General features: G+C 44.2%; 19 protein-coding genes. 9 read left to right on the top strand and 10 right to left on the bottom strand.

What is annotated here, in order from left to right; all coding sequences use genetic code 11:
• Positions 1-11: 11 nt before the first annotated feature.
• Positions 12-1,538, bottom strand: coding sequence for a fumarate hydratase (locus PV763_RS05150; protein ID WP_004278405.1), 1,527 nt, complete (start codon positions 1,536-1,538; stop codon positions 12-14).
• A gap of 720 nt (positions 1,539-2,258) precedes the next feature.
• On the opposite strand from PV763_RS05150, the gene PV763_RS05145 reads away from it, so the two are divergent.
• Positions 2,259-2,498, top strand: coding sequence for a DUF2171 domain-containing protein (locus tag PV763_RS05145; RefSeq protein ID WP_004729548.1), 240 nt, complete (start codon positions 2,259-2,261; stop codon positions 2,496-2,498).
• A gap of 228 nt (positions 2,499-2,726) precedes the next feature.
• On the opposite strand, the gene pta is transcribed toward PV763_RS05145, so the two are convergent.
• The 3 genes from pta to PV763_RS05130 all read right to left on the bottom strand — a co-directional run bounded on the left by pta (position 2,727) and on the right by PV763_RS05130 (position 7,859).
• Complete coding sequence (gene pta / locus PV763_RS05140; protein WP_004729549.1) at positions 2,727-4,868, bottom strand: phosphate acetyltransferase; 2,142 nt, start codon at positions 4,866-4,868, stop codon at positions 2,727-2,729.
• A gap of 54 nt (positions 4,869-4,922) precedes the next feature.
• Positions 4,923-6,143, bottom strand: coding sequence for an acetate/propionate family kinase (locus tag PV763_RS05135; protein ID WP_004729551.1), 1,221 nt, complete (start codon positions 6,141-6,143; stop codon positions 4,923-4,925).
• A gap of 450 nt (positions 6,144-6,593) precedes the next feature.
• Entirely contained in the window at positions 6,594-7,859 is a 1,266-nt protein-coding gene (locus tag PV763_RS05130) for a glutamate-5-semialdehyde dehydrogenase (protein ID WP_174894737.1), read from the bottom strand.
• Between the two features lie 322 nt (positions 7,860-8,181).
• Here PV763_RS05130 and PV763_RS05125 point away from each other — a divergent pair, with 322 nt between their 5' ends.
• Positions 8,182-9,519 (top strand): alpha/beta fold hydrolase, encoded by a 1,338-nt coding sequence (locus PV763_RS05125; protein WP_129716343.1) that lies wholly within the window; start codon positions 8,182-8,184, stop codon positions 9,517-9,519.
• Between the two features lie 28 nt (positions 9,520-9,547).
• On the opposite strand, the gene PV763_RS05120 is transcribed toward PV763_RS05125, so the two are convergent.
• A complete protein-coding gene (locus tag PV763_RS05120; protein ID WP_174894663.1) occupies positions 9,548-10,411 on the bottom strand; it encodes a class I SAM-dependent methyltransferase in 864 nt (287 codons plus the stop codon).
• 124 nt (positions 10,412-10,535) lie between these two features.
• Positions 10,536-11,558 (bottom strand): beta-N-acetylhexosaminidase, encoded by a 1,023-nt coding sequence (gene nagZ / locus PV763_RS05115; protein WP_174894662.1) that lies wholly within the window; start codon positions 11,556-11,558, stop codon positions 10,536-10,538.
• A gap of 200 nt (positions 11,559-11,758) precedes the next feature.
• On the opposite strand from nagZ, the gene PV763_RS05110 reads away from it, so the two are divergent.
• The 7 genes from PV763_RS05110 (at position 11,759) to PV763_RS05080 (ending at position 21,669) form a co-directional block, all read left to right on the top strand.
• Positions 11,759-13,945: a carboxy terminal-processing peptidase gene (locus PV763_RS05110; protein ID WP_005245962.1), complete on the top strand. Its 2,187-nt coding sequence runs from the start codon at positions 11,759-11,761 to the stop codon at positions 13,943-13,945.
• 435 nt (positions 13,946-14,380) lie between these two features.
• The gene (locus PV763_RS05105; RefSeq protein WP_262457669.1) at positions 14,381-16,237 is read left to right on the top strand and encodes a putative bifunctional diguanylate cyclase/phosphodiesterase; all 1,857 of its coding nucleotides are present in this window, start codon (positions 14,381-14,383) and stop codon (positions 16,235-16,237) included.
• Positions 16,238-16,381: 144 nt separating this feature from the next.
• Positions 16,382-17,974: a peptide chain release factor 3 gene (locus PV763_RS05100; RefSeq protein ID WP_004647433.1), complete on the top strand. Its 1,593-nt coding sequence runs from the start codon at positions 16,382-16,384 to the stop codon at positions 17,972-17,974.
• A 111-nt stretch (positions 17,975-18,085) separates the two neighbouring features.
• Complete coding sequence (locus PV763_RS05095) at positions 18,086-18,910, top strand: hypothetical protein (protein WP_262457672.1); 825 nt, start codon at positions 18,086-18,088, stop codon at positions 18,908-18,910.
• Between the two features lie 44 nt (positions 18,911-18,954).
• Complete coding sequence (locus PV763_RS05090) at positions 18,955-19,917, top strand: RsiV family protein (RefSeq protein WP_253145755.1); 963 nt, start codon at positions 18,955-18,957, stop codon at positions 19,915-19,917.
• Positions 19,914-20,735, top strand: coding sequence for a TatD family hydrolase (locus PV763_RS05085; protein WP_262457675.1), 822 nt, complete (start codon positions 19,914-19,916; stop codon positions 20,733-20,735). Before PV763_RS05090 ends, PV763_RS05085 begins: the two co-directional genes overlap by 4 nt.
• Positions 20,736-20,862: 127 nt before the next feature.
• Positions 20,863-21,669 (top strand): enoyl-ACP reductase FabI, encoded by an 807-nt coding sequence (locus tag PV763_RS05080; RefSeq protein WP_005103204.1) that lies wholly within the window; start codon positions 20,863-20,865, stop codon positions 21,667-21,669.
• A 176-nt stretch (positions 21,670-21,845) separates the two neighbouring features.
• Here PV763_RS05080 and secB read toward each other — a convergent pair whose 3' ends face one another.
• From secB to rsgA, 4 genes are all read right to left on the bottom strand, one after another.
• Positions 21,846-22,304: a protein-export chaperone SecB gene (secB, locus tag PV763_RS05075; RefSeq protein WP_004647439.1), complete on the bottom strand. Its 459-nt coding sequence runs from the start codon at positions 22,302-22,304 to the stop codon at positions 21,846-21,848.
• Between the two features lie 38 nt (positions 22,305-22,342).
• Positions 22,343-22,597, bottom strand: coding sequence for a glutaredoxin 3 (grxC, locus tag PV763_RS05070; protein ID WP_420937466.1), 255 nt, complete (start codon positions 22,595-22,597; stop codon positions 22,343-22,345).
• Between the two features lie 21 nt (positions 22,598-22,618).
• The gene (locus PV763_RS05065; protein WP_004278386.1) at positions 22,619-23,026 is read right to left on the bottom strand and encodes a rhodanese-like domain-containing protein; all 408 of its coding nucleotides are present in this window, start codon (positions 23,024-23,026) and stop codon (positions 22,619-22,621) included.
• Positions 23,027-23,119: 93 nt separating this feature from the next.
• Positions 23,120-24,178 carry a ribosome small subunit-dependent GTPase A gene (rsgA, locus tag PV763_RS05060; RefSeq protein WP_420937465.1) on the bottom strand — a complete coding sequence of 353 codons (1,059 nt, stop codon included), beginning with the start codon at positions 24,176-24,178 and terminating at the stop codon, positions 23,120-23,122.
• Positions 24,179-24,227: the final 49 nt, after the last annotated feature.

Here is a 24,227-nt window from a genome sequence, read left to right as displayed (position 1 = left end):
TGCAGTCAAAATTAGCCCGCAGCAGCGTCAACTACTGGAATCTTACCAATTTTTGCTTGCCAGATTTTAGGTGCAGTCGCGTGAATAGAAGTACCATTCACATCAACCGCTACAGATACCGGCATATCTTTTACCACAAACTTGTAAATTGCTTCCATACCCAGGTCAGCAAAGGCAACCACTTCAGCTTCGCGAATAGCTTTAGACACGAGGTAAGCAGCACCACCGACAGCCATCAGGTAAGTTGCCTGGTTGTCTTTAATGGCTTCAACGGCAGCAGGACCACGGTCTGCTTTACCGATCATGCCGAACATGCCAGTTGCTTCAAGAACTTGACGCGTAAATTTATCCATACGCGTAGCCGTTGTTGGGCCAGCAGGGCCTACAACTTCGTCGCCGACTGGATCAACAGGGCCAACGTAGTAGATAAACTTGCCTTTCAGATCAACAGGAAGTTCTTCACCGTTGTTCAGCATGTCGACCATACGTTTGTGTGCAGCATCACGACCTGTATAGATTGTACCGTTAAGAAGAAGTGTATCGCCTGGTTTCCAGCTATTCATTTCTTCTTGGGTAATCGTGTCAAGGTCAACACGTTTAGAAGATGAAGAATCCCAAGTCACAGCAGGGTAGTCTTCAAGTTTAGGTGCTTGAATATGTGCAACACCTGTACCATCTAACTGGAAGTGTGCATGACGAGTCGCAGCACAGTTCGGGATCATACCGACTGGCTTACCAGCAGCGTGACAAGGGTAATCCTTGATCTTAATATCTAGAACAGTGGTTAAACCGCCAAGACCTTGTGCACCAATACCCAGAGCATTTACTTTTTCGAAGATTTCGATACGAAGCTCTTCCATTTTGCTTTGTGGACCACGACGAAGCAATTCGTCCATGTTGATCTCTTCCATCAATGCTTCTTTGGCAAGCATCATGGCTTTTTCAGCAGTACCACCGATCCCGATTCCCAGCATACCTGGTGGACACCAGCCTGCACCCATGGTTGGAACAGTTTTCAGTACCCAATCCACGATTGAATCAGATGGGTTTAACATTGCTAGTTTAGATTTGTTTTCTGAACCGCCACCTTTGGCTGCCACAGTGATATCTACTTTATTACCAGGCACAAGCTTGTGGTAAATCACGGCAGGAGTGTTGTCTTTGGTATTTTTACGACCAAATGCAGGATCGGCCAGAACTGATGCGCGAAGCACGTTCGAGTTTTCTAAATAACCCTGACGTACGCCTTCATTGATTGCATCATCCAGGCTCATGGTTAAATCGAATTTAACGTCCATGCCCACTTCAACAAATACGTTGACGATACCGGTATCTTGACAGATTGGGCGGTGGCCTTCTGCACACATGCGTGAGTTAATTAAGATTTGTGCGATCGCATCTTTAGCAGCTTTGTTCTCTTCACGATCATACGCACGGCTCATCGCTTGGATAAAGTCTTGTGGGTGATAGTAAGAAATGAACTGAAGCGCATCTTTAACCGATGTGATCAAGTCATCTTGCTTGATAATAGTTGTCATACAAATATCTCTTGAGCGGGCTGATAGCTAGCGGGCTAAATTATAAGACAAAAGAATCGGGTTGTGGGCATTTTGGGCGAGCATTGGCCGAAAGTTTATAGTTTAAGCAATCTGAGCAAGGACTTTAGCTATTCAATGGGTCAAATATGACAGCAAGTTGTCATATTCAGTGTCATATTTCAGATTAAAAATACGCATAATTTTTCTGATATTATATTAAGTATTTGAATTTTATTATTTATTTTAAATTTAATAAAAACCAGATTGTCATATAACTGTCATAAAACTTTTACATAATGCAGCTATCAAATAAAGGAGATCCTAACAATGGTTACAGGTATTTTGATGGCAGCTGGTTTTTGTGTATATATCGCTGCAACTTGGATGTATGGTCAGAAAGAAGAGCAAGCCTAAGCTTATCTTCTTTCTCCTATTTTAAGGTTTTATTGATTTACACTATCTTCAAATCTTCAAATCTTCAAATCTTCAAATCTTCAAATCTTCAAATCTTCAAATCTTCAAATCTTCAAATCTTCAAATCTAGTTATAAAAATATTTGAAAACTCAAATTTAAAAAGTATCTTGCCTATAGTTTACTCAAGCCATGTTGACCATTTACATTTTTAACCCAGAAAAACTCAAAGCCTGAAAACCCTTACACATGGGGCATTTTTTATTGCTTAGACTGTTTCTCTCAACTTCTAGAAACAGGCAAGTAGAATGAACAATTTTAATGCAAGTGATATTAAAGAACATGCTTCAGTCATTGCTTCATGTGGTACTCAAGTCGGGAAGGTGGACCATTTAGAAGGTCAGGATTCAATTAAATTAACAAGAAGTGATGATGAAAATAATGAGCATCATCTGATTCCCTTGAGTTGGGTAAGTGAAATCAAAGACGATAGCGTCGTGCTCAATAAAACTGCGGAAGAGGTACGTAAAGAGTGGACTACCTTATAAGAAATTAAAGTTAGTGGACTGAAAAGCAGGGCTGCTTCAGCTTAATTTTTTATGTCACAGACTTTATGAGTAACCGTTGAAAATGCCAGTTCGAAAGACTGGCATTTTTATTGTTTATTAAAACGAGATAATGATCGCGTGCTGAATTTATTGAAGCTATGAGTGTTTTTTTATAAAAAAACCACCTGATTTTTCAATCAGATGGTTTGGAAAACTTAAGTTTACGAATTATTGAGCCGCTTGTTGCTCTGCCTGAATCGCAGTCAATGCAATGGTAAACACAATGTCATCTACCAATGCACCGCGGGATAAGTCATTCACTGGCTTATTCAAGCCTTGTAGCATTGGACCAACACTCACCACATTGGCAGAACGCTGTACTGCTTTATACGTCGTATTACCTGTGTTTAAGTCAGGGAAGATGAATACATTGGCACGACCTGCAACTGGAGAGTTCGGTGCTTTAGAGCGACCAACACTTTCAACTGATGCCGCATCGTACTGTAATGGACCATCAATCAGTAAGTCCGGACGACGTTGTTTCGCAATTTCAGTTGCTTTCGCAACTTTTTCGACGTCAGCACCTGCACCTGAAGTACCCGTTGAGTAAGAAATCATGGCAATACGTGGGTCAATACCAAACGCTTTTGCAGAGTCTGCAGACTGAATCGCAATTTCAGCCAATTGTTCTGCATCTGGGTCTGGGTTAATCGCACAGTCACCGTACACATAGACTTCATCAGGTAACAGCATAAAGAATATTGAAGATACCAATGAATATTCAGGTGCAGTTTTAATGAGCTGGAACGCAGGGCGAACTGTATTGGCTGTAGTATGTACAGCACCAGACACCAAGCCATCAACCTGATCAAGTGCTAACATCATCGTACCTAATACGACGGTGTCTTGCAGTTGTTCACGTGCTTGATCTTCAGTAAGTTTGCCTTTACGCATTTCCACCATTTTTTCGACATAATTTTCACGAATCAAGTCAGGATCAATGATTTCTAAGTCGTGTGGAAGCTCTATACCACGTGCTTTGGCAACATCAACTACCGCTTCTGGTTTTGCTAATAATATGCAGTGAGCAATACCACGTGATTGACAAATCGCTGCGGCTTGAACGGTACGTGGCTCATCACCCTCTGGAAGCACGATACGTTTTTTAGCTGCGATTGATTTTTGCACCAATTCATGACGGAATGCAGAAGGCGATAACCGTGGTTTGTACGAATCGCTAATTAAATGAGACAACCACTCTTGATTGATGTGGCTAGCTACAAAACGGGTAACTTGTTCTGCTCGTTCAGTATCATCTACAGGAATTTCGTTGCTAAGGTTTAACAACTGTTGCGCTGTTTCAAATGTGCTCAACTTAGTATGTAAAATTGGCAAGCCATTTTTTATTGCCGCTTGGCAGAATTCTAAAGCTTGTGCGCTTGGCGCTTTTTGTTCAGTTAACACCAAACCTGCCAAAGGAATCCCATTACTGCTGGCCAGACTGCTCGCCAGTAACACATCAATTCGGTCGGATGCACTGATGATCAGTTCACCCGCTACAAACTTATGCAGTTCATGCTCGATATTGGCTGAAATCAGGCTGCTATTTTGTACACGGCGCTGCTTGGCTTCGCCTTCATTAATCCAGTAACCAGAAATATATGCAGCAAGATCAGACATACGCGGTACGCTTAAGGTTTTACTGAAAGGTACCAAGCCAATCACTGGTAATTTTTCAGAACCAATATGCGGATGAGTCTGCTGAATGGCTTTAATAAATTCTGCAGTTTCAGTCTTGAGGCGTAAATCCGGATTCAGCGTGACAGGAATCTGTGCAGATTCTTCAGGCAAGCCCTTGGTACGCATCAACATGATACCTGCCAGACGGGTAGAGCTGGCACCACCAAAGTTACGAAGCTGATGTTCAATTTTATCCGCGGTTTGGCTTGGCTTGAGAATATTGGCATTGCTGACCACAATAACTTTGGCATCGAGGGCCTGTGCCAATGCAGCATTCAGATCGTCGGCAAAACTGTCTTGAGTATTTGGCAGCAAACCTTCGACAATAATCAGGTCATGCTGTTTGGCAATTTGACGATGCAGACGTACCGCTTCCTCAAGTAGTTCATCCTGTTCCCCCAGATTGATCTGCTGCAAGACTTTGTTATAACGGATGGGTTCAACAGTTTCACTCTGAGAAATATGACGATACAAAGCCGTGGTGCGGTCTTCGATTTCATTCAATTCCTGAGCAAAAGGTTTCAGGAAACCAGCTTTTACCCCTTGGCATTCCAGTGCATAAATCAGGCCCAAACATGCAGAAGTTAAGCCTACGCCTTCCCCAGTGGGAACCAATAAAATTGTTTTCATAAGTTATGTCAGTCGCAGAATAATAAAAATCAGTTAAAAAGTGGCTAAGCCTGCTTATGCAGGCGTTACCTCAGCTTTAGACTTTTTTGCAGTATTGCGCTCCACTTCAAGTTCAACAACACTTTGAACTTCTTGTGCGATACGGCCTTCTTCATCTGTTGGCACTACCCAGATTTGTGGGCCTGTGCCTGAATCGATTCGGCCTTCGGTACCGCGTTTCAATTCATTGTTGGCGTTTTTATCCAGATTGAAACCAAAATGAGGCAGGTAAGTCATGGTCTTTTCACGGATATATGCAGAGTTTTCGCCAATGCCACCAGTGAAAAACAGACCATTAAGACGTGGCAGACCACAGCTCAACGCTGCCAGAGACTTAGCTAAACGGTAGCAGAATACTTCAATCGCCAGTGCGGCATCTTCATTGCCTTGCTCTGAGGCTTCAATCAGGGTGCGCATGTCATTCGACAGGTCAGACAAGCCCAAAAGACCACTTTGGCTATTCAGCATCTTGTCAATTTTATAAATATCCCAACCCAGGTTTTTCGCCAGGAAGCTATGCAGGCTTGGGTCGACATCGCCACTGCGTGTGCCCATAACAATGCCTTCAAGCGGGGTTAAGCCCATTGAGGTATCTACACTTTTCCCATTCCAAACGGCACAGGTCGAGCTACCATTACCTAAATGCGCGGTTAACCAGCCACCTTGTTTGAAACTGCCTGCCAGTTCAGAACCGCGCTCTGAAACATAGGCATGACTAGTCCCGTGGAAACCATAGCGACGTACACCATGAGCGGTATATAAGAATTTCGGCAGGGCATAACGATAAGCATGCGCTGGCATGGTTTGGTGGAAGGCAGTATCAAATACCGCCACCTGTGGTAATTCCGGGAATAAACGTTTGGTAGCTTCAATGCCAATCAGATGAGCCGGATTGTGTAATGGCGCAAGCGGTGTTGCTTCACGAATTTTTTCAATAATTTCGTCATTGATCAGTTCAGCCTTGGTCAGGCTGCCCCCATGTACCACACGGTGACCGATCGCATCCGGACGGTAGTTGGCTAGACGTTCCAGACCGACTTCGAGTGCTTTTTTGTGGTCAGCAAATGGAATGTGGATATCGACCGGCTCATTGCCAACTGTCACACCTTTAATGCGAGCATTCTCTGTGCCTAAGTTCTCAGCTAAACCATGAATACGGAAATTCTGCTCCTCAAGAAGTAATGCAAACTTGATTGAAGAAGAGCCACAATTAATAACTAATACTGATTTAGACACGATTGATTACCCAATTTTTAATTAAAATTCTCGTCCATTTGCTTGACCCAATTGCGGACAGTGAAGCAGCAATCCAGATCAATGAATATGTTTTAACATTTGTTTTTTTTCTGTCCTAGATAGACTTTAGCAGATTAGACTTAAGCATTATCGACCGATTTAACAATAATAACTAAAATTTATCAGTTCATAGTTTTCATTTATAAATAAAATGATGATGAAAATATCATCAATAAGAATACTAAACTCTGCTTAAATTTAATTTTAGAACAGATTAATTCTTTAGTTTAGCGCCTGAAAAGGCAAATATTGTTTTTACATACAATTCTATAAAGAGATTCATCAATAAAATAACCGGAAGGTTCTAATCCATCTATTTCAGTGTCAATTTTTCTGTCCATAAAAAACAGCCTCATTTATGAGGCTGTTTTAAATGAGCGATCTGAATACTTATTGGCGAATCTGACCATCACCAAAGACAATCCATTTCTGCGACGTCAGGCCTTCAAGACCGACTGGGCCACGAGCATGGATTTTATCGGTTGAAATCCCGATTTCTGCGCCTAAGCCATATTCAAAACCATCTGCAAAACGAGTAGAGGCATTGATCATGACCGAACTTGAATCTACACCCGCCAGAAATTCGCGAGCCAGACTGTAGTTTTCAGTAATAATGGAATCGGTATGATGCGAGCCATATTTGTTGATGTGCTCAATGGCTTCTTCTATACCAGAAACGACTTTGATCGCCAGAATCGGGCCCAGATACTCGGTATACCAGTCTTCTTCAGTGGCCGTAATGACTGCATCTCCAAGAATACGCTGGGTTTCCCGGCAACCACGAAGTTCGACTTTTTTCTCTTGGTAAAGCTCTGCGATGCGTGGCAAGAATTCTTCAGCGACTTTTTCATCGACCAGCAGGGTTTCCATGGCATTACATACACCATAGCGATGGGTTTTGGCATTGAGCGCAATCGGCAATGCTTTCAACAAGTCCGCTTGTGCTTCCACATAGACATGACAGTTGCCATCTAAATGTTTAATGACCGGTACGCGTGCTTCCTCGGTAATCCGTTCGATCAGGCTCTTGCCGCCACGAGGCACAATCACATCCACATATTCGGTCATAATAATCAACTGGCCAACAGCAGCGCGGTCAGTCGTATTCACGACCTGTACGGCAGCCTCAGGCAGGCCTGCGACTTTCAGAGCATGCTGAATCGCAGTTGCAATTGCCTGATTCGATTCCAGCGCTTCCGAGCCACCACGTAGAATAATGGCATTTCCTGATTTCAGCGCAAGTGATGCCGCTTCCAGCGTGACGTTAGGACGTGATTCGTAGATCATGCCGACCACACCTAAAGGCACACGCATCTTGCCCAGTTGAATCCCCGATGGGCGATAAGCCATATCACTAATTTCACCAATCGGATCTTTCAGGCCAATGACATCTTTTAAGCCCTGTAACATACCTTTAAAGCGTGTGGGGTTGAGTTCTAAGCGATCAAGCAGGGCTGGATCCAGATTGTTGTTATGCGCCTTGGTCATATCTTTCTGGTTAGCCGCCAAAATAGCAGTTTGGCTATTTTCCAAAGCCGTATAAATAGCGGATAACGCATTATTTTTAGTTTGGGTGGACGCGCGAGCCAAAATGCGAGACGCCTGGCGTGCCTGCTGTCCTACCGTTTGCATATATTGTTCAATAGACTCTTGCATAGCGGTTTGATCACTTAGAAATTTCATTTCGATATTAACAGCCTGCTGCTGCACAATGAAGCCCATCTATTAAAAATCATCCGTTTTCGCAAACTTCTAAACATTTTGAAATTGTTTTCTGTTTAAAAGCAGATAAGTGGTCACTGAAGCGGTTGCTTGTGAAAAGCAGCTCTGTATAGAATGAAACACGCGACATTGATGTCATTTATAATTATTAAAGAGCAGGATGCGTGTTCAGGCACACCGGAATGCGCCTGAAATATAAGATCTGTTAATCATGACTTGCACAATAAAAATAAGGCAAGGACGGAGGAAAAGGAATATGAATTCCATTATCCATATGGACGCCCATGTATTGGAACAACATAGCCACGATGGTTTTTTTGATCTTTATGATAAGCACAGTTTTAAGCAGCCGCCACGCACCACCTGGATGGATGGCTGGAAAATAGAATATATGGCGATCGCCCGTCCAGATACCTTGCATTTAAGACCCATGGTGATCATTGGGGGCGCTTTCCAGAATTTTAATTCCTACAAATATTGTGTAGAACAGCTTTTTGATGCAGGTCCCATCATTCTGATTGACCTGCCCTCCATGGGGGCGAACCAGCAGATTAGTAATGTCGATACGGGTCTGTCTGCCGGAACACTGGAGCTGGAAGACCTTGCTGCGATGCTGGGACGATGGCTGGAACAGATGCAGCTGCCGCAAGTGACAATTCTCGGCATGTCCTTAGGATCAGTGGTCGCTTCCTGTCTGGCAGATCAGCGTCCCGAACTGGTCGAGCGGATGATCCTGATGGGTGTCATGCAGAAAACCCGTAAAAGCTGGCGAATGCTGCTGGAAGAATCCTTACACCTGATGAAAGAACAGCGTATGGATGAATTTGGTCAGGCCGTGATTTTGTATCTGGTCAATCATGCACGTTTAACAGAAACTCGGATGTCACCGACTGCAAAACGTTTGTTCTTTAAACAGATGGCGGAATTTACGGCCACCGAACAGGATCGTTATGATATCAATTGCAACCGTTTATTGCGTCTGACCAATGTGCCAATTCCACAGTGCAAAGTACTGGTGGCATGTGGACAATATGACAGTTTTACCTTGCCACATGAAAATGCGAATTTTGCCCTGCAATGCCCGGATATGCAGTACGTGCAAATTGCAGGCGCCGATCATGTGCCGCAGTTACAACGTCGTAAAGAAACCATGCATTTATTTGCAACCTTTTTACGCGATGAAGCAGTTGATCAACTAGACGGCATTATTCCGTTCACTCGCGAACAGATACAGCAGCTTGAACGTCGCGGTGAAGAGCGGATTCAGGTGCAAGATTCACAACGTTTTCTCAGTCATCGTCATTCTGATCTCATTTTAAAAGCAGAGATAGTGGACATGAATTTCTTTGGAGTATTGCTGGAGTTAGATCCAGTACAGGCAGTGCGCGCAGCAGCTTATCCACGTGACTTAGCCCTGCATCTGGAAGATGAAGCTGGGGAATTTCAGATTGAGTGCCTGATCTTTGAACAGGATGACACCCAGCTGCGTGCCTTATTCAAACATGGCAGTTTTGAAGTGGCAGAACGTTTATTGGCTTTTGTAAAACAGCAGAAAATTTTGCAACATGCCGAAGTTTTTGATGCGGCAATTTAAAAAATATCAGTATTAAAAAACAGCGTACTTAAACGCTGTTTTTTTTCACTGCATGAATCATCCAGACCAGATCACCTAAATGTTCATCTTGTTCTGGTGCCGGGTTTGGCTGATGAGGCTCGGCAAAATAACGTTGTGGTTGTTGTACCTCAACCTGGTCAAATCCTGCATCTTGAAAAAAGCGCTGCAGTTCTTGGGGGGATTTAAAATGAAAGGTAAACGCACTGCGAGACATGAATTTAAGCAGACGGCTACTGCTCCAGATAAAGTTCGCCAGTTTATTTTTCACCGGTTCAGGATAAATATCGCTGAGATAGTGAACTGCCGGGAAATACTGCGCATTTTCTGTAATACCCTGCATCAGAATGCGTAACATCTGCTGATCAAAGTAATTAATCAGTCCTTCACTAATGACCACTAAGGGCTGGTTGCGGTTAAACATCTGAAAAATACAGTCCAGCTCTTCACTAAAAATATCGGCAGTCAGGACTTCAGGTGCATGCTGATCAATCTGCTGTAAAGCCTGGGTCTTGATCTTGGCCATATCCGGCAGATCCAGTTCACGATAATTAATCGCGGGAAATTTCTGTCTGAAATTCCAGCTGCGTGGAGATAGGCCGCAGGCAACTTCAAGAACCTGAAGTTGTGGGTGTTGCTCAATTAGTTGACACAGATGCTCATCAATCATCTGATGGCGCTGCTTAAGTGTAGTCCGCATGCTACCGCCAACATGGCGCTCTGCCCAGGATTCAAGAGGATGCAGTAGTTTGGCCAGAAACTTGCCTTTGGATGTAACAAAGGCTGGATGTGAGATCCCCATTTGATACCAGATATAGCCGGTATAGTGCGCCGTAAAAGAAATATGGCGATGTTGCGAAAGTGAGTCTGTCATATTGTTCTGACCTTATTTTTTTATTTTTAAGTTGATTAAATAATAGTGTAACCTTTTCATTACTATAATGAAAAAGGAACACCTTGTCGTGTCCCTTTTTCATATTGATTGGATTTAAAAAGTTTTAGCTGGATTTCTGTTTAAATGCCAGTATTTCATCACGGATCTCGCGCCATTCTTCACCCAGATCCAGTTCGTCACCAATCTGGATGTTCGGGATGTTGCCGCGCATGCGTTCCAGGCGTTGCTGGTTCGGGAGGGGCAAATCAACAATCCCTTCCAGTGCAATACATTGTGCTGCACGATCATTGCAGACCAGACCCATATCACAACCAGCTTTGAGTGCGGCCTGAATTCGGGCATCGGCACCGCCTGCGACACATGCGGCCTGCATGCTTAAATCATCCGAGAACAGGACACCGTCAAAACCAAGCTCCTGACGTAAAACTTTCTGAATCCAGAATTCAGAGAAGCCTGCCGGATTGGGATCAACCTGGCTATAGATGACATGAGCCGGCATCAACGCATCCAGTTGTGGTTGCAGTTGGATAAAGGTTTGCATATCTTTTTGCTGGATTTCTGCATAGGAGCGCGTATCAATTGCTGCAGCAACATGCGAGTCCGCTTTGACCGAACCATGCCCGGGGAAATGTTTCCCGGTTGAAGCCATACCGGCACGTTTCATACCTTTTAGAAATGCGCTGGCGAGTGGAATAATGTCCTGAATATTTTGGGCAAAGCTACGATCACCAATCACATCACTGATGTCATTCAAGTCCAGTACCGGTGCAAAGCTGAAATCAATGCCGACAGCCAGTACTTCAGTTGCCATCAACCAGCCACATTTTTCAGCCAGTTCCAGAGCGCACTGTGGATCGCTCGTATAAAGTTCGCCAAATTTTCCCATTGCAGGCAGCAGGGTAAAGCCTTGTCTTAAGCGCTGTACACGACCGCCTTCCTGATCGACCGCAATTAAAATATCAGGACGCACCTGACGCATATGATCGGTCAAAGCACGGACTTGCGCCGGAGATTCGATATTGCGACCAAATAAAATCACTCCACCGACTTGCGGCGCACTTAATAGTTCAATATCTTCTTGAGTGAGGGTTGTGCCTGCGATGTCGAGCATCAATGCGCCAATCATATGCGGAATCCGTTTTAGAGTTTTTCGGAGAAAACAATACCTGAATTCTGCAATGATTTGCTACACTTTGTCAGCACAGAATATGATAAAACTACACGACATAAACATATTAAGTTGTTTAAGATGCTGAATACGTTAAATTCTGGTCGAAAAGCAACACGGTCACATTGGTCTTTAGGCCAAGGAAGTACGAATTATTTATGAAATTTCAAACTATAGCTTGCGCAGTTGCGATTGCGACAGGTGGATTCTTTTTTACCCATGTAGTGAATGATGCGATTGCGGCCAATAGTAATGAAGTGGTCAGTAAAGCAATTCAGCCATCTCAAGAGCAGGCGCTGGTGTCACGTCAGCTGGCAACCCTGGTTGACCGTCAGCACTATTTAAATATGCGTCTGGATGCCCAGACTTCGCAGCGTATTTTTGATTTCTATATTGATAGTCTTGATCCGGAGCACAGTCTGTTTCTGGCTCCAGAAGTTGAAAACTATAAGAAACGCTATGGTGCCAATTTTGGTGCCAATCTGAAAGCCGGCAATTTGTCTGGTCCTTATGAAATGCATGCGCAATATCAACAACGCTTGCACCAGTTCTACACTTATATGTTGAATGAGCTGAAAAAACCGCAAAATCTGAATCAGCCGAATGTTTATATCGAAACGGATCGTGAAAAAGCGCCGTTCTTTAAAACTGAGGCTGAACAGCGTGCGCACTGGTCAAAAATGCTGGTGTCTCAGCTGATCAATCTGACCATCAGTAAAGAAGAGGAATTGGCCAAGCAGAAAGCTCTGAAAGCCAATCCGGAATTGGCCAATGGACAAGACCTCACGGGTCCTGAAGATCTGACGCCTGCGCAAACCTTAACCAAGCGTTATACCCGTCAGCTGGAACGTCTTAGCCGCGTCAAAAGTGATGATGTGCTCGACAAGACACTGAACGCGATGATGCTGACTTATGATCCGCACAGTAATTACTTCCCGCCTGTGGATGCGATGGAGCTGAATCGTCAGACCACTTTACAGCTGGAAGGCGTCGGGGTATCGATTCGCCCGGAACGTGGCAATGAAGATTACACCAAAATTGAAACCATCGTTGAAGGTGGTCCGGCCAGCAAATCCGGTCAGGTGAAATCCGGTGACCGTATCATTGGTGTAGCGCAAGACGGCGAGCAAATGGTTGATGTCATTGGCTGGCCAAGTAATGAAATTGTCGGTCTGATTCGTGGTAAACGTGGCACGAAAGTCACTTTACGCTTACTCGGTGCGGGTGCTGCCATGGGGCAGGCACGTAATGTGACTATTACCCGTGACGTGATTCAGGAAGAAGATGCTGGTGTACGTACACGTGTAGTCGACATTCAACGTGATGGTAAAAAATATCAATATGGTGTGATCGAAATTCCGTCGTTCTATCTGAACTATCGTGCACGCCGTGCCGGTACGGATTATCGCTCGGTATCTGAAGATACCAACAAAGCCTTGAAAGAACTCGCGGCGAAGAATGTTGCCGGGATTATTGTCGATTTACGGAATAACCCAGGTGGTTCACTGGAAGAAGTGGCACGTATGTTGGGGCAGGTGATCAAGTCTGGCCCAGTGGTGCAGATCCGTGATGGCAATGGCAATGTCAGCGTCTTTGAAGATGATGATGGCGGTGCACAAACTTATGCAGGTCCACTGGCAGTGATGGTGAATCTGGCCTCTGCATCGGCCAGTGAAATTTACTCTGCTGCGATTCAGGATTATGAGCGCGGGATTGTGATTGGTAGTACCACCACCGGTAAAGGTACAGCACAGGTACAACTGGACAGTCTGGCGCATGGCCAGGCGACATTGACGCAGCGTAAATTCTACCGTGTGACCGGTGGCAGCACCCAGAATAAAGGGGTCGTTCCGGACATTAAACTGGTCGATATTTATAACGAAGAGTTTGGTGAGCGTAAGGCTAAAAATGCCTTGCAGTGGGATACCATTCCAACGGCACCATTTAAACGTGAAGGTGCAGTACAGAAATACGTTCCTGAATTGGCTAAACTTTCTCAGCAAAGGGTCACACTGGATTCTCAGTTCAAGTATTTAGAACAGCGTAAAGCCGTGATGAAGAAAGCCGAAGAAGAGAAACGTCAGGTACTGGACTTACAACAGCGTAAAGCTGAGTTGATTGCCATGGAGCAAAAAACGCTGGACGCAGAAAATACTCGTCGTGCTGCAACAGGTCTGAAACCTTATCCAAACTGGGAAAGTTATCAGGCTTCGCTGGATGCCTTGATTGAAACACGTGCCAAGATGAAGGCCAAAGAACGTCCGGCTCTGCCTGAAGAAGAAGCGTTTGTGATTGAAGCGGCAAATGTGTTACTGGACTATGCCAAATTACAGGCAAAACCCTAAGTTTTAGCCTCATTGATCGTTGATAAAAATAGCCTGTTTCGACAGGCTATTTTTTTATTTTGTAAATCTGCACAAAAATCCAAATAAAATTTTGCTATGAAGTGCCATCTGTCTAAATAAAAAGAAAAAAATTGTGATGGTGATCGAATAAATGAGCTAAAAAAATGAAGCTAAATATTTGCTTAAATTTGAAACACTTCTAATATATAAGTTGTATTTTATTTTTCTGTTGAGTTTTATTTTTGGGGCAATTCTCAACTTCAAAAGAAAGAAATATAAATTCTAAATTTTAGTTAAGACTGATGTTGTTGCAGACCAATTGGCTTGCATGGATAGTCAGTCTTGAGATTTTACTGAGTTCAAATTTGATCGGGTGAAAATGGAAATATCAGTGCAGAGAATAATAAAAATGATCACCGATGGGGAACATTTTTTATGATTGATATTCAGCATGATATTGGTCTGTTCATCGGGTCCATTCTTTCTGCATTGGTTGCTTGCTATCTCATCGCACGGATTAAAAAATTTGCTTCAGGCGCTTTACAGCTAAACTTTAAAACCTTCAATTTAATGCTAACCACCATGCTATTGGGCCTATTCATATGGTTGATCCATTTTATTGGGCTGACAGCAAGTTTTGTGCTGAATAAATATGAGATGGATTTGGGCCTGATGCTCCTGTCTGTTCTGGTGATATGCATTGCATCTATGTTTATCCTCTGGTTAAGTACCAGAAGTACCTGGTCATTTTTCCGGTCAGTTCTCGTATTAGGTGTGATCGCACTCAGCATCTTTGGCATGCACTCTATTAGCATGATGTCATTCAATTTTACTGCCGCCCATATGCAACAGTCACCGGAATTAGTTCAGGCACATGATCAGCTATTTCTGGCCATGATACTGATGAGTGGATTGCTGCTGGTAACGCTGATTTGTATCATCGTGTCCGAACTGCGTGTGGGATTACGCAACCGTCAGCTTGCATGGGCCAATCAACAAATTGAAAATCAGACCATTCAGGACAATCTGACCAAATTACCTAACCGTTTGTATCTGGCTGAATATGCAAATCTGCTGTTTTCAGGTCAGTCCGAACAGCAGCATGAAATTGCTTTTTTATATATCGATCTGGATCGTTTTAAGGCAGTCAATGATGTGTTTGGCCATCTGGTCGGCGATCAGTTGCTGATTCAATTGACCACGCGGATTCATCTGTTATTAGGCCATCATTCCAAGCTGCTCAGAATCGGTGGGGATGAATTTCTGCTGGTACTGGAAAATACTTCAGTCGCCAAAGCTGCAAAAATGTCAGAACAGATTCTTGAACTGATTCAGGAAAGTTTCCTGATTGAAGGCAAGAGTATTCATATCTCGGGCAGTATTGGTATTGCCATGTATCCGGAGCACGGCAAAAATTTACAGGATCTGCTGGTCAATGCTGATGCCGCGATGCTGAGTTCCAAGTATCAGGGACGCAATACCTATTCAGTCTTTAATTATTCTACCGACCAGGATGAAAGCAAAAGCCAAAGCACCCTGATTAATGACCTATATAAAGCCGTGGAAGAGCAGCAGTTTGTGCTGTTTTATCAGCCCAAGTTTCGGACCAAGGATCGTAGCTTGTGTGGGGTAGAGGCATTAATTCGCTGGAACCATCCCCAGTTTGGTTTGCTCGGCCCGAATCTGTTTATCAATGCGGCTGAAAAAACTGGATTGATTATTCAAATGGGCTATTGGGCATTGGAACTGGCTTGTCAGCAGATTCAAAAATGGCAACGGACACATACTGAATTTTTCCCTATCGCGGTCAATTTGTCTGCGGTACAATTTGAACATAAGCATCTGTTTAGTACTTTAGAAAAGTTATTTGCACAATATAAAATCAGTCCTCAGCATTTAATGATCGAGATTACTGAATCGACTGCCATGCATCATATTGATGTGAGTATGCGCAGCTTTAAGCGCTTAAGACAAATGGGCATCCGTCTAGCCATTGATGATTTTGGTACAGGGCATTCCAGTTTTCTCTATTTAAAGAATTTCGCCGTAGATGAGTTAAAAATTGACCGTGAGTTTATCAAAAATCTGGCAGTCGGCTCCACAGAAGAAATGATTCTGGAAAGCATTATTCAGCTGGCCATAAAACTGGGCTTGGTGGTGACCGCCGAAGGTGTTGAAACAGAAGCGCAAGCAGAAATTTTAACCCGGCTCGGTTGTGAACAGTTACAAGGCTTTTTGCTGGGCTTGCCGGGAGATGAACAACGACTAGAAAACTTACAATTCCATGAATAGCGCTCTAATTCATTGAGCGTCAGGATAGATAGACAACATGGCTCACGGAACTCCACCCTGAAACTCTGCTACAATATCGCCAATTTTTTTCATATTGATCGAATTTGATCTCGAATGCTGTGCATTGAGCAGTAGGTATATTTCATGAGCTTTAAGCAAGAACTGGCGGCACAAGTCGCCCAGCGACGTACGTTCGCTATTATTTCCCACCCCGATGCCGGTAAAACCACCATGACAGAAAAATTGCTGTTATGGGGTCAGGCTATTCAGGTGGCCGGGATGGTAAAAAGCCGTAAATCTGACCGGGCCGCAACATCGGACTGGATGGAAATGGAAAAAGAGCGTGGTATCTCGATTACCACCTCGGTGATGCAATTTCCTTTTAAAGACAAGATGATCAATCTTCTGGACACCCCAGGACATGAAGACTTCTCGGAAGATACCTACCGTACCCTAACCGCGGTAGACTCGGCGCTGATGGTGATTGATGGTGCAAAAGGTGTCGAAGACCGAACCATTAAATTGATGGAAGTGTGTCGTATGCGCGATACCCCGATCATCTCATTCGTCAACAAAATGGACCGTGAAATCCGTGAACCGCTTGAGCTTCTGGATGAAATCGAAAACGTTCTGAAAATTAAATGTGTTCCGATCACCTGGCCGCTCGGTACTGGCCGTGATTTTGCCGGTGTATTCAATTTAATCGAAGAAAAATTCTACGTGTATAAAGCCGGTTTCGGTTCAGTCATTACCGAGATCGAAGTGCGAGATGGTTATGACTATCCTGATCTTCGTGAGAAAGTGGGTGAACTGGCTTGGGCGGCATTTGAAGAATCGCTGGAACTGGTACAAATGGCCAATGAGCCTTTAGATCGTGAAGAATTCCTGGCCGGTCGTCAAACGCCTGTGTTGTTCGGTACAGCCTTGGGTAACTTTGGTGTCGACCATGTTCTGGATGCCTTCAGTCAATATGCACCATCTCCTAAAGCCCATCCGACCCAAGATCGTGTTGTAGAAGCGGATGAAGAAGGTTTTACCGGTTTTGTCTTCAAGATTCAGGCCAATATGGATCCGAAACACCGTGACCGTATTGCCTTCATGCGGATCTGTTCAGGCAAGTATGAAAAAGGCTTGAAGATGAAGCATGTACGTTTGGATAAAGATGTGCGCATCAGCGATGCCTTAACTTTCTTGGCCGGTGATCGTCAGCATCTGGAAGAAGCTTGGCCGGGTGATATTATTGGTCTGCATAACCATGGCACCATCCAGATTGGTGATACATTTACCTCGGGTGAGAAACTTCAGTTTACCGGTATTCCGCACTTTGCGCCTGAAATGTTCCGTCGTGTCCGCTTGAAAGATCCGCTAAAATCCAAGCAGCTGCAAAAAGGTCTGAAAGAGCTTTCAGAAGAAGGGGCAACCCAGGTATTCATGCCGCAGAATAACAATGATCTGATCGTAGGTGCTGTAGGTGTGCTACAGTTTGAAGTAGTGGCTTACCGTCTGAAAGAAGAATACAAGGTCGACTGTGTTTACGAACCGGTCAGCATCAACACAGTACGTTGGGTGTCTTGTGATGACGAGAAGAAATTCAACGAATTCAAGAAAAAAGCTCATGACCAGTTGTCTGTCGATGGTGGTGGTCATTTGACATATCTTGCACCAAGCCGCGTGAATTTGCAGCTGATGCAAGAACGTTATCCGGACATCGTGTTCCACAATACGCGTGAACACTAAACTTTAACGTTCCGCAGCTAAAGTTTAAAAATATCAAACAGCTTCTCCGGAAGCTGTTTTATTTTATGCTACATTTAAGCAATTAATAACTCGATAGATATAGCAAAGAGAATGAAGCTCAGCAAGGAAGTCGTCCTCGGTTCTGTGATTGGTTTAAGTCTTGTCCTGAGTGGCTGTGATCAAAGCGAAAAAGAGCCTGTTAATACTCCGCAAAATGAGAAAATGACCGCAGCTCAGCAGACCACAGATGTTTTACCTTATCTGAATATTCAAGAGCAGCCGGCCAAGATTGCCTTGCCATTTTGTGAAAATAAAAACTGTATCAATCTGGATATTCAGACCTTGCATACGGTTGATCCATGGATGAACCAATGGATTGAAAAGCAGCAGGCCAAAGTGATCCAGGATCAAATCGGCTTGAAACAGGACATGAATTTACAGCAGGCCATTAATGCCTATGTGAAAAAATCGGATGCCTGGCAGGCTCAGCTTGATTTGAACCAGGCTTATGAGTTGTCGTTGTATACCCGCCTTCCCTATCAGCGCAATCAATATGTATTGCTGCAGATCGGGGTCGATACTAAACAGGAAAATGTCAGCGTGCATGAGCGCTATTATTTTTTTGTGGCTGATCGCCACCAGCAGAAAATGCTGACCCCACTGGATATTATCGATCCTAAGCAACAGTTATTAATGGATCAGATTATTCAGCAAGCCTATGAGACATGGCTCAAAGAAAATGATCAGCAAGTGCAGCAGAAAGCGCCGAAAAAACTGTATTGGGGACAAGCTGACTGGTTTTTTGATCAGGAAGGTATTGGTCTGCATTTTCGCAGCCATGAAATTAGCAAAGACGCCAAACAACTGGATATTTATTTAACAAAACAACAAACACAACAGGTCTTGAAAGCTGATATCTATCAGCATATGTTTTAAAGCTCATGATCCTGCAAGATTACAGGTTCCAAAAAGGTGAATGAATGCCAAAATACAAGAATATCTTTTGTCTATCCATACTGGCGTCAGCGATCTTGCTGAGTGCCTGTCAGCCAAAGAGTAATGAGCCGGAAGAATCAAGTACTTCCGAAGTGGTACAAGCCGAAGCTGAAGCACTTAAACTCAACGGCGATACTGAAAAGCTCAAGCTGGCGATGCCAGAATGTGAAGACAAAAGCTGTCCGGAAATCTCGATCGAACGTCTGAACAGTAATCAGAGCTTTATTGATGAATGGATCGACCAGCAGATTCTGCAACAGTTGAAAAATATCCTGTCTGTTGATGCAATTGAACCGGCAAAAGTGAGCGCTGCCAGCGAAGCAGACGTTGCCGCCTCTGAACCCAAAGCGGCTTTGGCCACAGTGACCACACCGAAACAGCAGCTTGAACAGCAAACCCAGCCCTATATGCAGACTTTCTTGAATCTGGATAAGGAACTCAAGGCCCTGAGTGCCAGTCATAGTATTAGCCTGATGATTAAGCCCAAGATTCTGACTTCAGGTGATCCGTTGGCGACCGTAGTTCTGAACAGCAGTTATTATCTGGGCGGCGCACACGGCGCATCTGCACAGACTTATTATAATTTTGATCTGGAGCAGAAAAAACTGGTTAAGCTGGATGACATTATTGCGGCCAAACAGAAAGCCCAACTGGAAGCGCGTGCTTATGATGCGTTTAAAAACTGGGTGGTAGAATCCAAGCTGGCCAAAGATGTGGCAGAATATGAACAGGCCTGGAAGTTCAAACTCACCGATAATTTCTATCTGGCTCAACAAGGTCTGGTCTTGCAATATGCCGAATATGAAATTGGGCCATATGTGGTTGGCTTGCCACGTTTAATGATTCCTTATGAGCAGCTACAAGGTGTACTGAAACCTGAATATCTGCCTAAAACTGAAAAAGCTGCCTCTGAGGCACAGCCAGCATCTGCTGCAAAAGCCAAATGACCTTAAAACTGTTTGATACGCATACCCATTTTGATGTTCCCGATTTTGATCCTGATCGGGAACAGTTGGCGTATGCGGCCAAAGCGGCAGGTGTCGAGCATCTGCTTTTAATTGGTTTTTTGCAAAACCGTTTTCAAGATTTGTTAAGGACCCATCACTTCATCAATGATCTGGGAAATGCACCACAAAGTCATTTAGCCCCGGGCTTGCATCCATTTTATATTGAACAGCATCAGACTGATCATTTACAGGAGCTGGAACAGCTGCTTAAAAATGAGCATTGTATTGCCATTGGCGAAATCGGTCTGGATACCTTTTTAAAACAGCACAAACAGGCTGAAATTTTCCAGAAGCAAAAAGATTTTTTTGCTGCACAGCTGGAACTGGCACAGCAATTCGATAAGCCGGTTTTGCTGCATATCCGTAAATCACATGCGGAGGTTTTACAGATTTTAAAACAGCATCGATTTAAACAGGGCGGCATTGCGCATGCCTTTGGTGGCGGTATCGAAGAGGCCAAAGCCTTTATCAAAATGGGATTCAAACTGGGCATCACCGGGCAAATCACCAATCCAAATGCCAAAAAACTTCATCAAGTGGCGCAGTATGTCGGACCGGAACATCTGGTATTGGAAACTGACTGTCCGGATATGACGCCACTCTGTTGTCAAAGCTCGACCGAGCAACGTACCCGAAATACACCTGCAAATTTACCTTATGTGCTGCAAGGACTGGCAAAGAGTCTACATATGCACAAAGATGAACTGGCTGAACAGCTCTGGCAAAATACTCATCAGGCCCTGCATTTGACCATTTAATTGAACGCTCTTAACTCAGTCTTAAATTCCCAGTTCATCATAAAAAGAAAAAAAGGTGCATTATGCAATTTCTAAAACGCTCCAGACTTGGCATCATGCTATATACATTCTTTTAGGTGAGATTCACATGGCACAAGGACTTTTGGCGGGTAAGCGCTTCTTGATCGCGGGCATTGCGAGTAAATTATCGATTGCTTTTGGTATTGCTCAGGCATTGCATCGTGAAGGTGCTGAATTGGCTTTTACTTATCCAAATGAAAAGCTGAAAAAGCGGGTAGATGACTTTGCTGAACAGTTTGGTTCGAAACTGGTTTTTCCTTGTGATGTGGCAGTAGATGCTGAAATTGACCAGGCATTTGCTGAATTGGCCAAACACTGGGATGGTCTGGACGGTGTGGTGCATTCTATCGGTTTTGCACCGGCACATACGCTGGACGGTGACTTCACCGAGATCACGGATCGTGAAGGCTTTAATATTGCACATGACATCAGTGCTTATAGCTTTATCGCAATGGCACGTGCGGCAAAACCTTTGCTACAAGTCCGTCAAGGTTGTTTGCTGACATTGACCTATCAAGGTTCTGAGCGTGTAATGCCAAACTATAACGTGATGGGTATGGCCAAAGCCTCTTTAGAAGCTGGCGTACGTTATTTGGCGTCTAGCCTGGGGCAGGAAGGTATTCGTGTGAACGCGATCTCTGCGGGTCCAATCCGTACTTTGGCAGCTTCCGGTATTAAATCATTCCGTAAAATGCTTGACCTGAATGAGAAAGTTGCTCCACTGAAACGTAATGTGACGATTGAAGATGTCGGTAATGCCGCATTATTCCTGTGCTCGCCATGGGCTAACGGAATTACCGGTGAAATCCTGTATGTCGATGCCGGTTTCAATACGGTAGGTATGAGCGCTGATTTGATGGCGGATGCGGAATAAATCCTATAAGTTCTCTCTCCCTCAGGGAGAGAGTTAGAGAGAGGGGAATGACTTCTTCCTCTGAGTGAGGAAATGATTAAAATCCCCCTCATTCCCCCTTTGATAAAGGGGGGAGGCCACTCAAGCCAATAAAAAAGACCGCATAAGCGGTCTCTTTGAGATTTAAAGGACAACGGTTAAGCTTGACCATCCACAGCAGCGGCTTGGGCACGTTGCATATTGGCTTCAAATTCAGCATCAAAGTTGATTGGAGTCAATAGCAACTGTGGGAAGCTACCTTTAGTCACCATATCATTCACTGCTTCACGTAGGAACGGGAACAGGATGTTCGGGCAGTATGCGCCTAGGATGTATGGAAGACGCTCTTCTTCAACGCCATCCACCAGGAAAATACCAGCTTGAGTGACATCAACGATAAACGCGGTATCACCTTCGTTGGTCGCTTGAACCACGACTTTCAAAGCTACTTCAAAATGAGTTTCATCAATTTTTTCTGCAGAAGAAGAAAGGTTGATGTTTAACTCAGGTTGCCATTGCTTGGTAAAAACTTGCGCCCCAGGAACTTCAAAAGAAATATCTTTGGTATAAATACGCTCTAATGCCAATTGTGGTTGAGCTTGTTGTTCTTCACTCATTTTTTGATCCTTAATATGAAGTGATAATTTTAGTAAGGTTAAGCCAGCAATTCATCAAGTTTGCCTTCACGCTCTAAAGCATAAAGCTGGTCAAAACCGCCGATGAACTGATCATCAATAAAAATTTGTGGCACGGTACGGTGATTGGTACGCTGCATCAATTCAAGACGTACTTCAGGCGCTTCTTGAGACAAGTTAATCTCTTTATATGCCACACCCTTACGTTCCAGTAGCTGTTTTGCACGCACGCAATAAGGACACACTGTCGTCGAGTAAATAGTAACTTCAGCCATGATCAATCTCCTGTTCGTGGATTATTTGCTTTTCACCAAAGGTAAACCTTGAGCTTTCCAGTTGCTGACGCCGCCATCAAGACGGTAGGCATCGGCATGACCAACCTGCTGTAATGCAGTACCAGCCACCTGTCCAAGGTTACAAATGAACACCAAAGGGCGATCAGATGCTTTCAGCTCTTCAACATGTTTTGTAATCTGGCTATATGGAATATTACGGCTGCCGCTGATATGACCTTCACGGAAGTCTTTGGCATCGCGTAAATCAATCAGCATAGCATTTTTTGCTTTGACTAAAATTCCCAGCGATTGCGGAGAAATTTTACGACCGTTACGTTGACCTTCGATAATGAAGAACAAAACCACTAATACCGCGAGTGTTCCAAATAAGAAGGGGTGATTCCCCATAAACTCGAACCAACGTTCCACAATTCACCTAATTACAATTTTAAAATTGCCAAGAGTATAGCTCATAAATATGGTGATCAAAATCACCGCTTCAAGGGCCAAGGGTTAAGAAAATTAATTTTTTTGCTGTGCTTCAGTGATTTCGTCGATTAAACGTAAATAGCTGTCCAGTCGGCGCGGCAAAATTTCACCTTCGGCCGCAGCCTGACGCAAAGCACATTGTTTTTCATGCTTATGGGTACAGTTACGGAACTGACAATGGCCGAGCAGATTTTCAATTTCAGGAAAGCCGCTTTGTACCTTATCTAAAGTCAGATGCCACAGGCCAAATTCACGAATTCCCGGAGAGTCAATCAGGGCCGCACCTTCACCAAAACCGATCAAGCGCGTTGACGTCGTGGTGTGTTGACCGAGTGCCGAGTTCTCGGAAATGATATTGGTTTTCTGTGCGGCATCCGGCACGATCGCATTAATCAGCGTGCTTTTACCCACACCAGATTGACCGACGAAAGCCACCGTTTCATTTTCTAGACGATTGGACAGTGCGGTCAGGTCGCCATCGGATTGAGTTTGCATCACTTCATAACCAAGGTCCTGATATTCTTGTAACAGATACAGAATCGGATCATTTTCTTTTAACAAATCGGCTTTATTCATCACCAGCAGTGCAGGAATATCAGCATCGGCACAGGCCACCAGATAACGGTCGATCAGACCCGGCGCTGGCTCAGGCAATGGTGCAAACACGATCACAATCAGTGAAATGTTGGCAGCGACCGGTTTAACCTTGTGATAGCGGTCAGGACGGGTCAATAACGATTTGCGGGGATGAATCGCGGTGATAATCCCTAGACCGGTATTCGGATCGGCTTGCCATTTGACCCGGTCACCCGTCACCAATAAATCCAGATTGGTCCGGGTATGACAGCGCCAGACGCTGTCCAGTTCAATCTCTTTCCAGAAAGGTTCAGGCTCACCATCAGCGACCACAGGTTTTTCAGGGTGAATGTCAGGGTGAGACAAAGCTTGCACTTCAAGTTGGCGGCCATAATGTTGCACCACTAAGCCTTCAAGATCACTGGAGGTATCGAGATCTTCTTGACGTGTTTTCTGTTGTTTCTGAATGCGACGCTGTTGTTGCTCTGTCAGACGACGCTTACGTATTAAGGCCATTCATATCCTAAAAAAACCGGGTAAATCAGATGGCAAAAATAGCATGAAG

Source organism: Acinetobacter sp. AS5 (assembly GCF_048957595.1).
In the GTDB taxonomy this organism is placed as follows: Bacteria; Pseudomonadota; Gammaproteobacteria; order Pseudomonadales; family Moraxellaceae; genus Acinetobacter.
This window is presented reverse-complemented; position numbering and strand designations above follow the sequence as displayed.

Coding starts and splice junctions, on each gene's coding strand:
- PV763_RS05125 (WP_129716343.1), top strand. CDS start 8,182: ATGAATTCCATTATCCATATGGACGCCCATGTATTGGAACAACATAGC.
- PV763_RS05120 (WP_174894663.1), bottom strand. CDS start 10,411: ATGACAGACTCACTTTCGCAACATCGCCATATTTCTTTTACGGCGCAC.
- PV763_RS05145 (WP_004729548.1), top strand. CDS start 2,259: ATGAACAATTTTAATGCAAGTGATATTAAAGAACATGCTTCAGTCATT.
- rsgA (WP_420937465.1), bottom strand. CDS start 24,178: ATGGCCTTAATACGTAAGCGTCGTCTGACAGAGCAACAACAGCGTCGC.
- PV763_RS05095 (WP_262457672.1), top strand. CDS start 18,086: ATGAAGCTCAGCAAGGAAGTCGTCCTCGGTTCTGTGATTGGTTTAAGT.
- PV763_RS05110 (WP_005245962.1), top strand. CDS start 11,759: ATGAAATTTCAAACTATAGCTTGCGCAGTTGCGATTGCGACAGGTGGA.
- PV763_RS05150 (WP_004278405.1), bottom strand. CDS start 1,538: ATGACAACTATTATCAAGCAAGATGACTTGATCACATCGGTTAAAGAT.
- PV763_RS05080 (WP_005103204.1), top strand. CDS start 20,863: ATGGCACAAGGACTTTTGGCGGGTAAGCGCTTCTTGATCGCGGGCATT.
- pta (WP_004729549.1), bottom strand. CDS start 4,868: ATGAAAACAATTTTATTGGTTCCCACTGGGGAAGGCGTAGGCTTAACT.
- PV763_RS05085 (WP_262457675.1), top strand. CDS start 19,914: ATGACCTTAAAACTGTTTGATACGCATACCCATTTTGATGTTCCCGAT.
- PV763_RS05130 (WP_174894737.1), bottom strand. CDS start 7,859: ATGCAAGAGTCTATTGAACAATATATGCAAACGGTAGGACAGCAGGCA.
- PV763_RS05100 (WP_004647433.1), top strand. CDS start 16,382: ATGAGCTTTAAGCAAGAACTGGCGGCACAAGTCGCCCAGCGACGTACG.
- PV763_RS05105 (WP_262457669.1), top strand. CDS start 14,381: ATGATTGATATTCAGCATGATATTGGTCTGTTCATCGGGTCCATTCTT.
- PV763_RS05090 (WP_253145755.1), top strand. CDS start 18,955: ATGCCAAAATACAAGAATATCTTTTGTCTATCCATACTGGCGTCAGCG.
- nagZ (WP_174894662.1), bottom strand. CDS start 11,558: ATGATTGGCGCATTGATGCTCGACATCGCAGGCACAACCCTCACTCAA.
- secB (WP_004647439.1), bottom strand. CDS start 22,304: ATGAGTGAAGAACAACAAGCTCAACCACAATTGGCATTAGAGCGTATT.
- grxC (WP_420937466.1), bottom strand. CDS start 22,597: ATGGCTGAAGTTACTATTTACTCGACGACAGTGTGTCCTTATTGCGTG.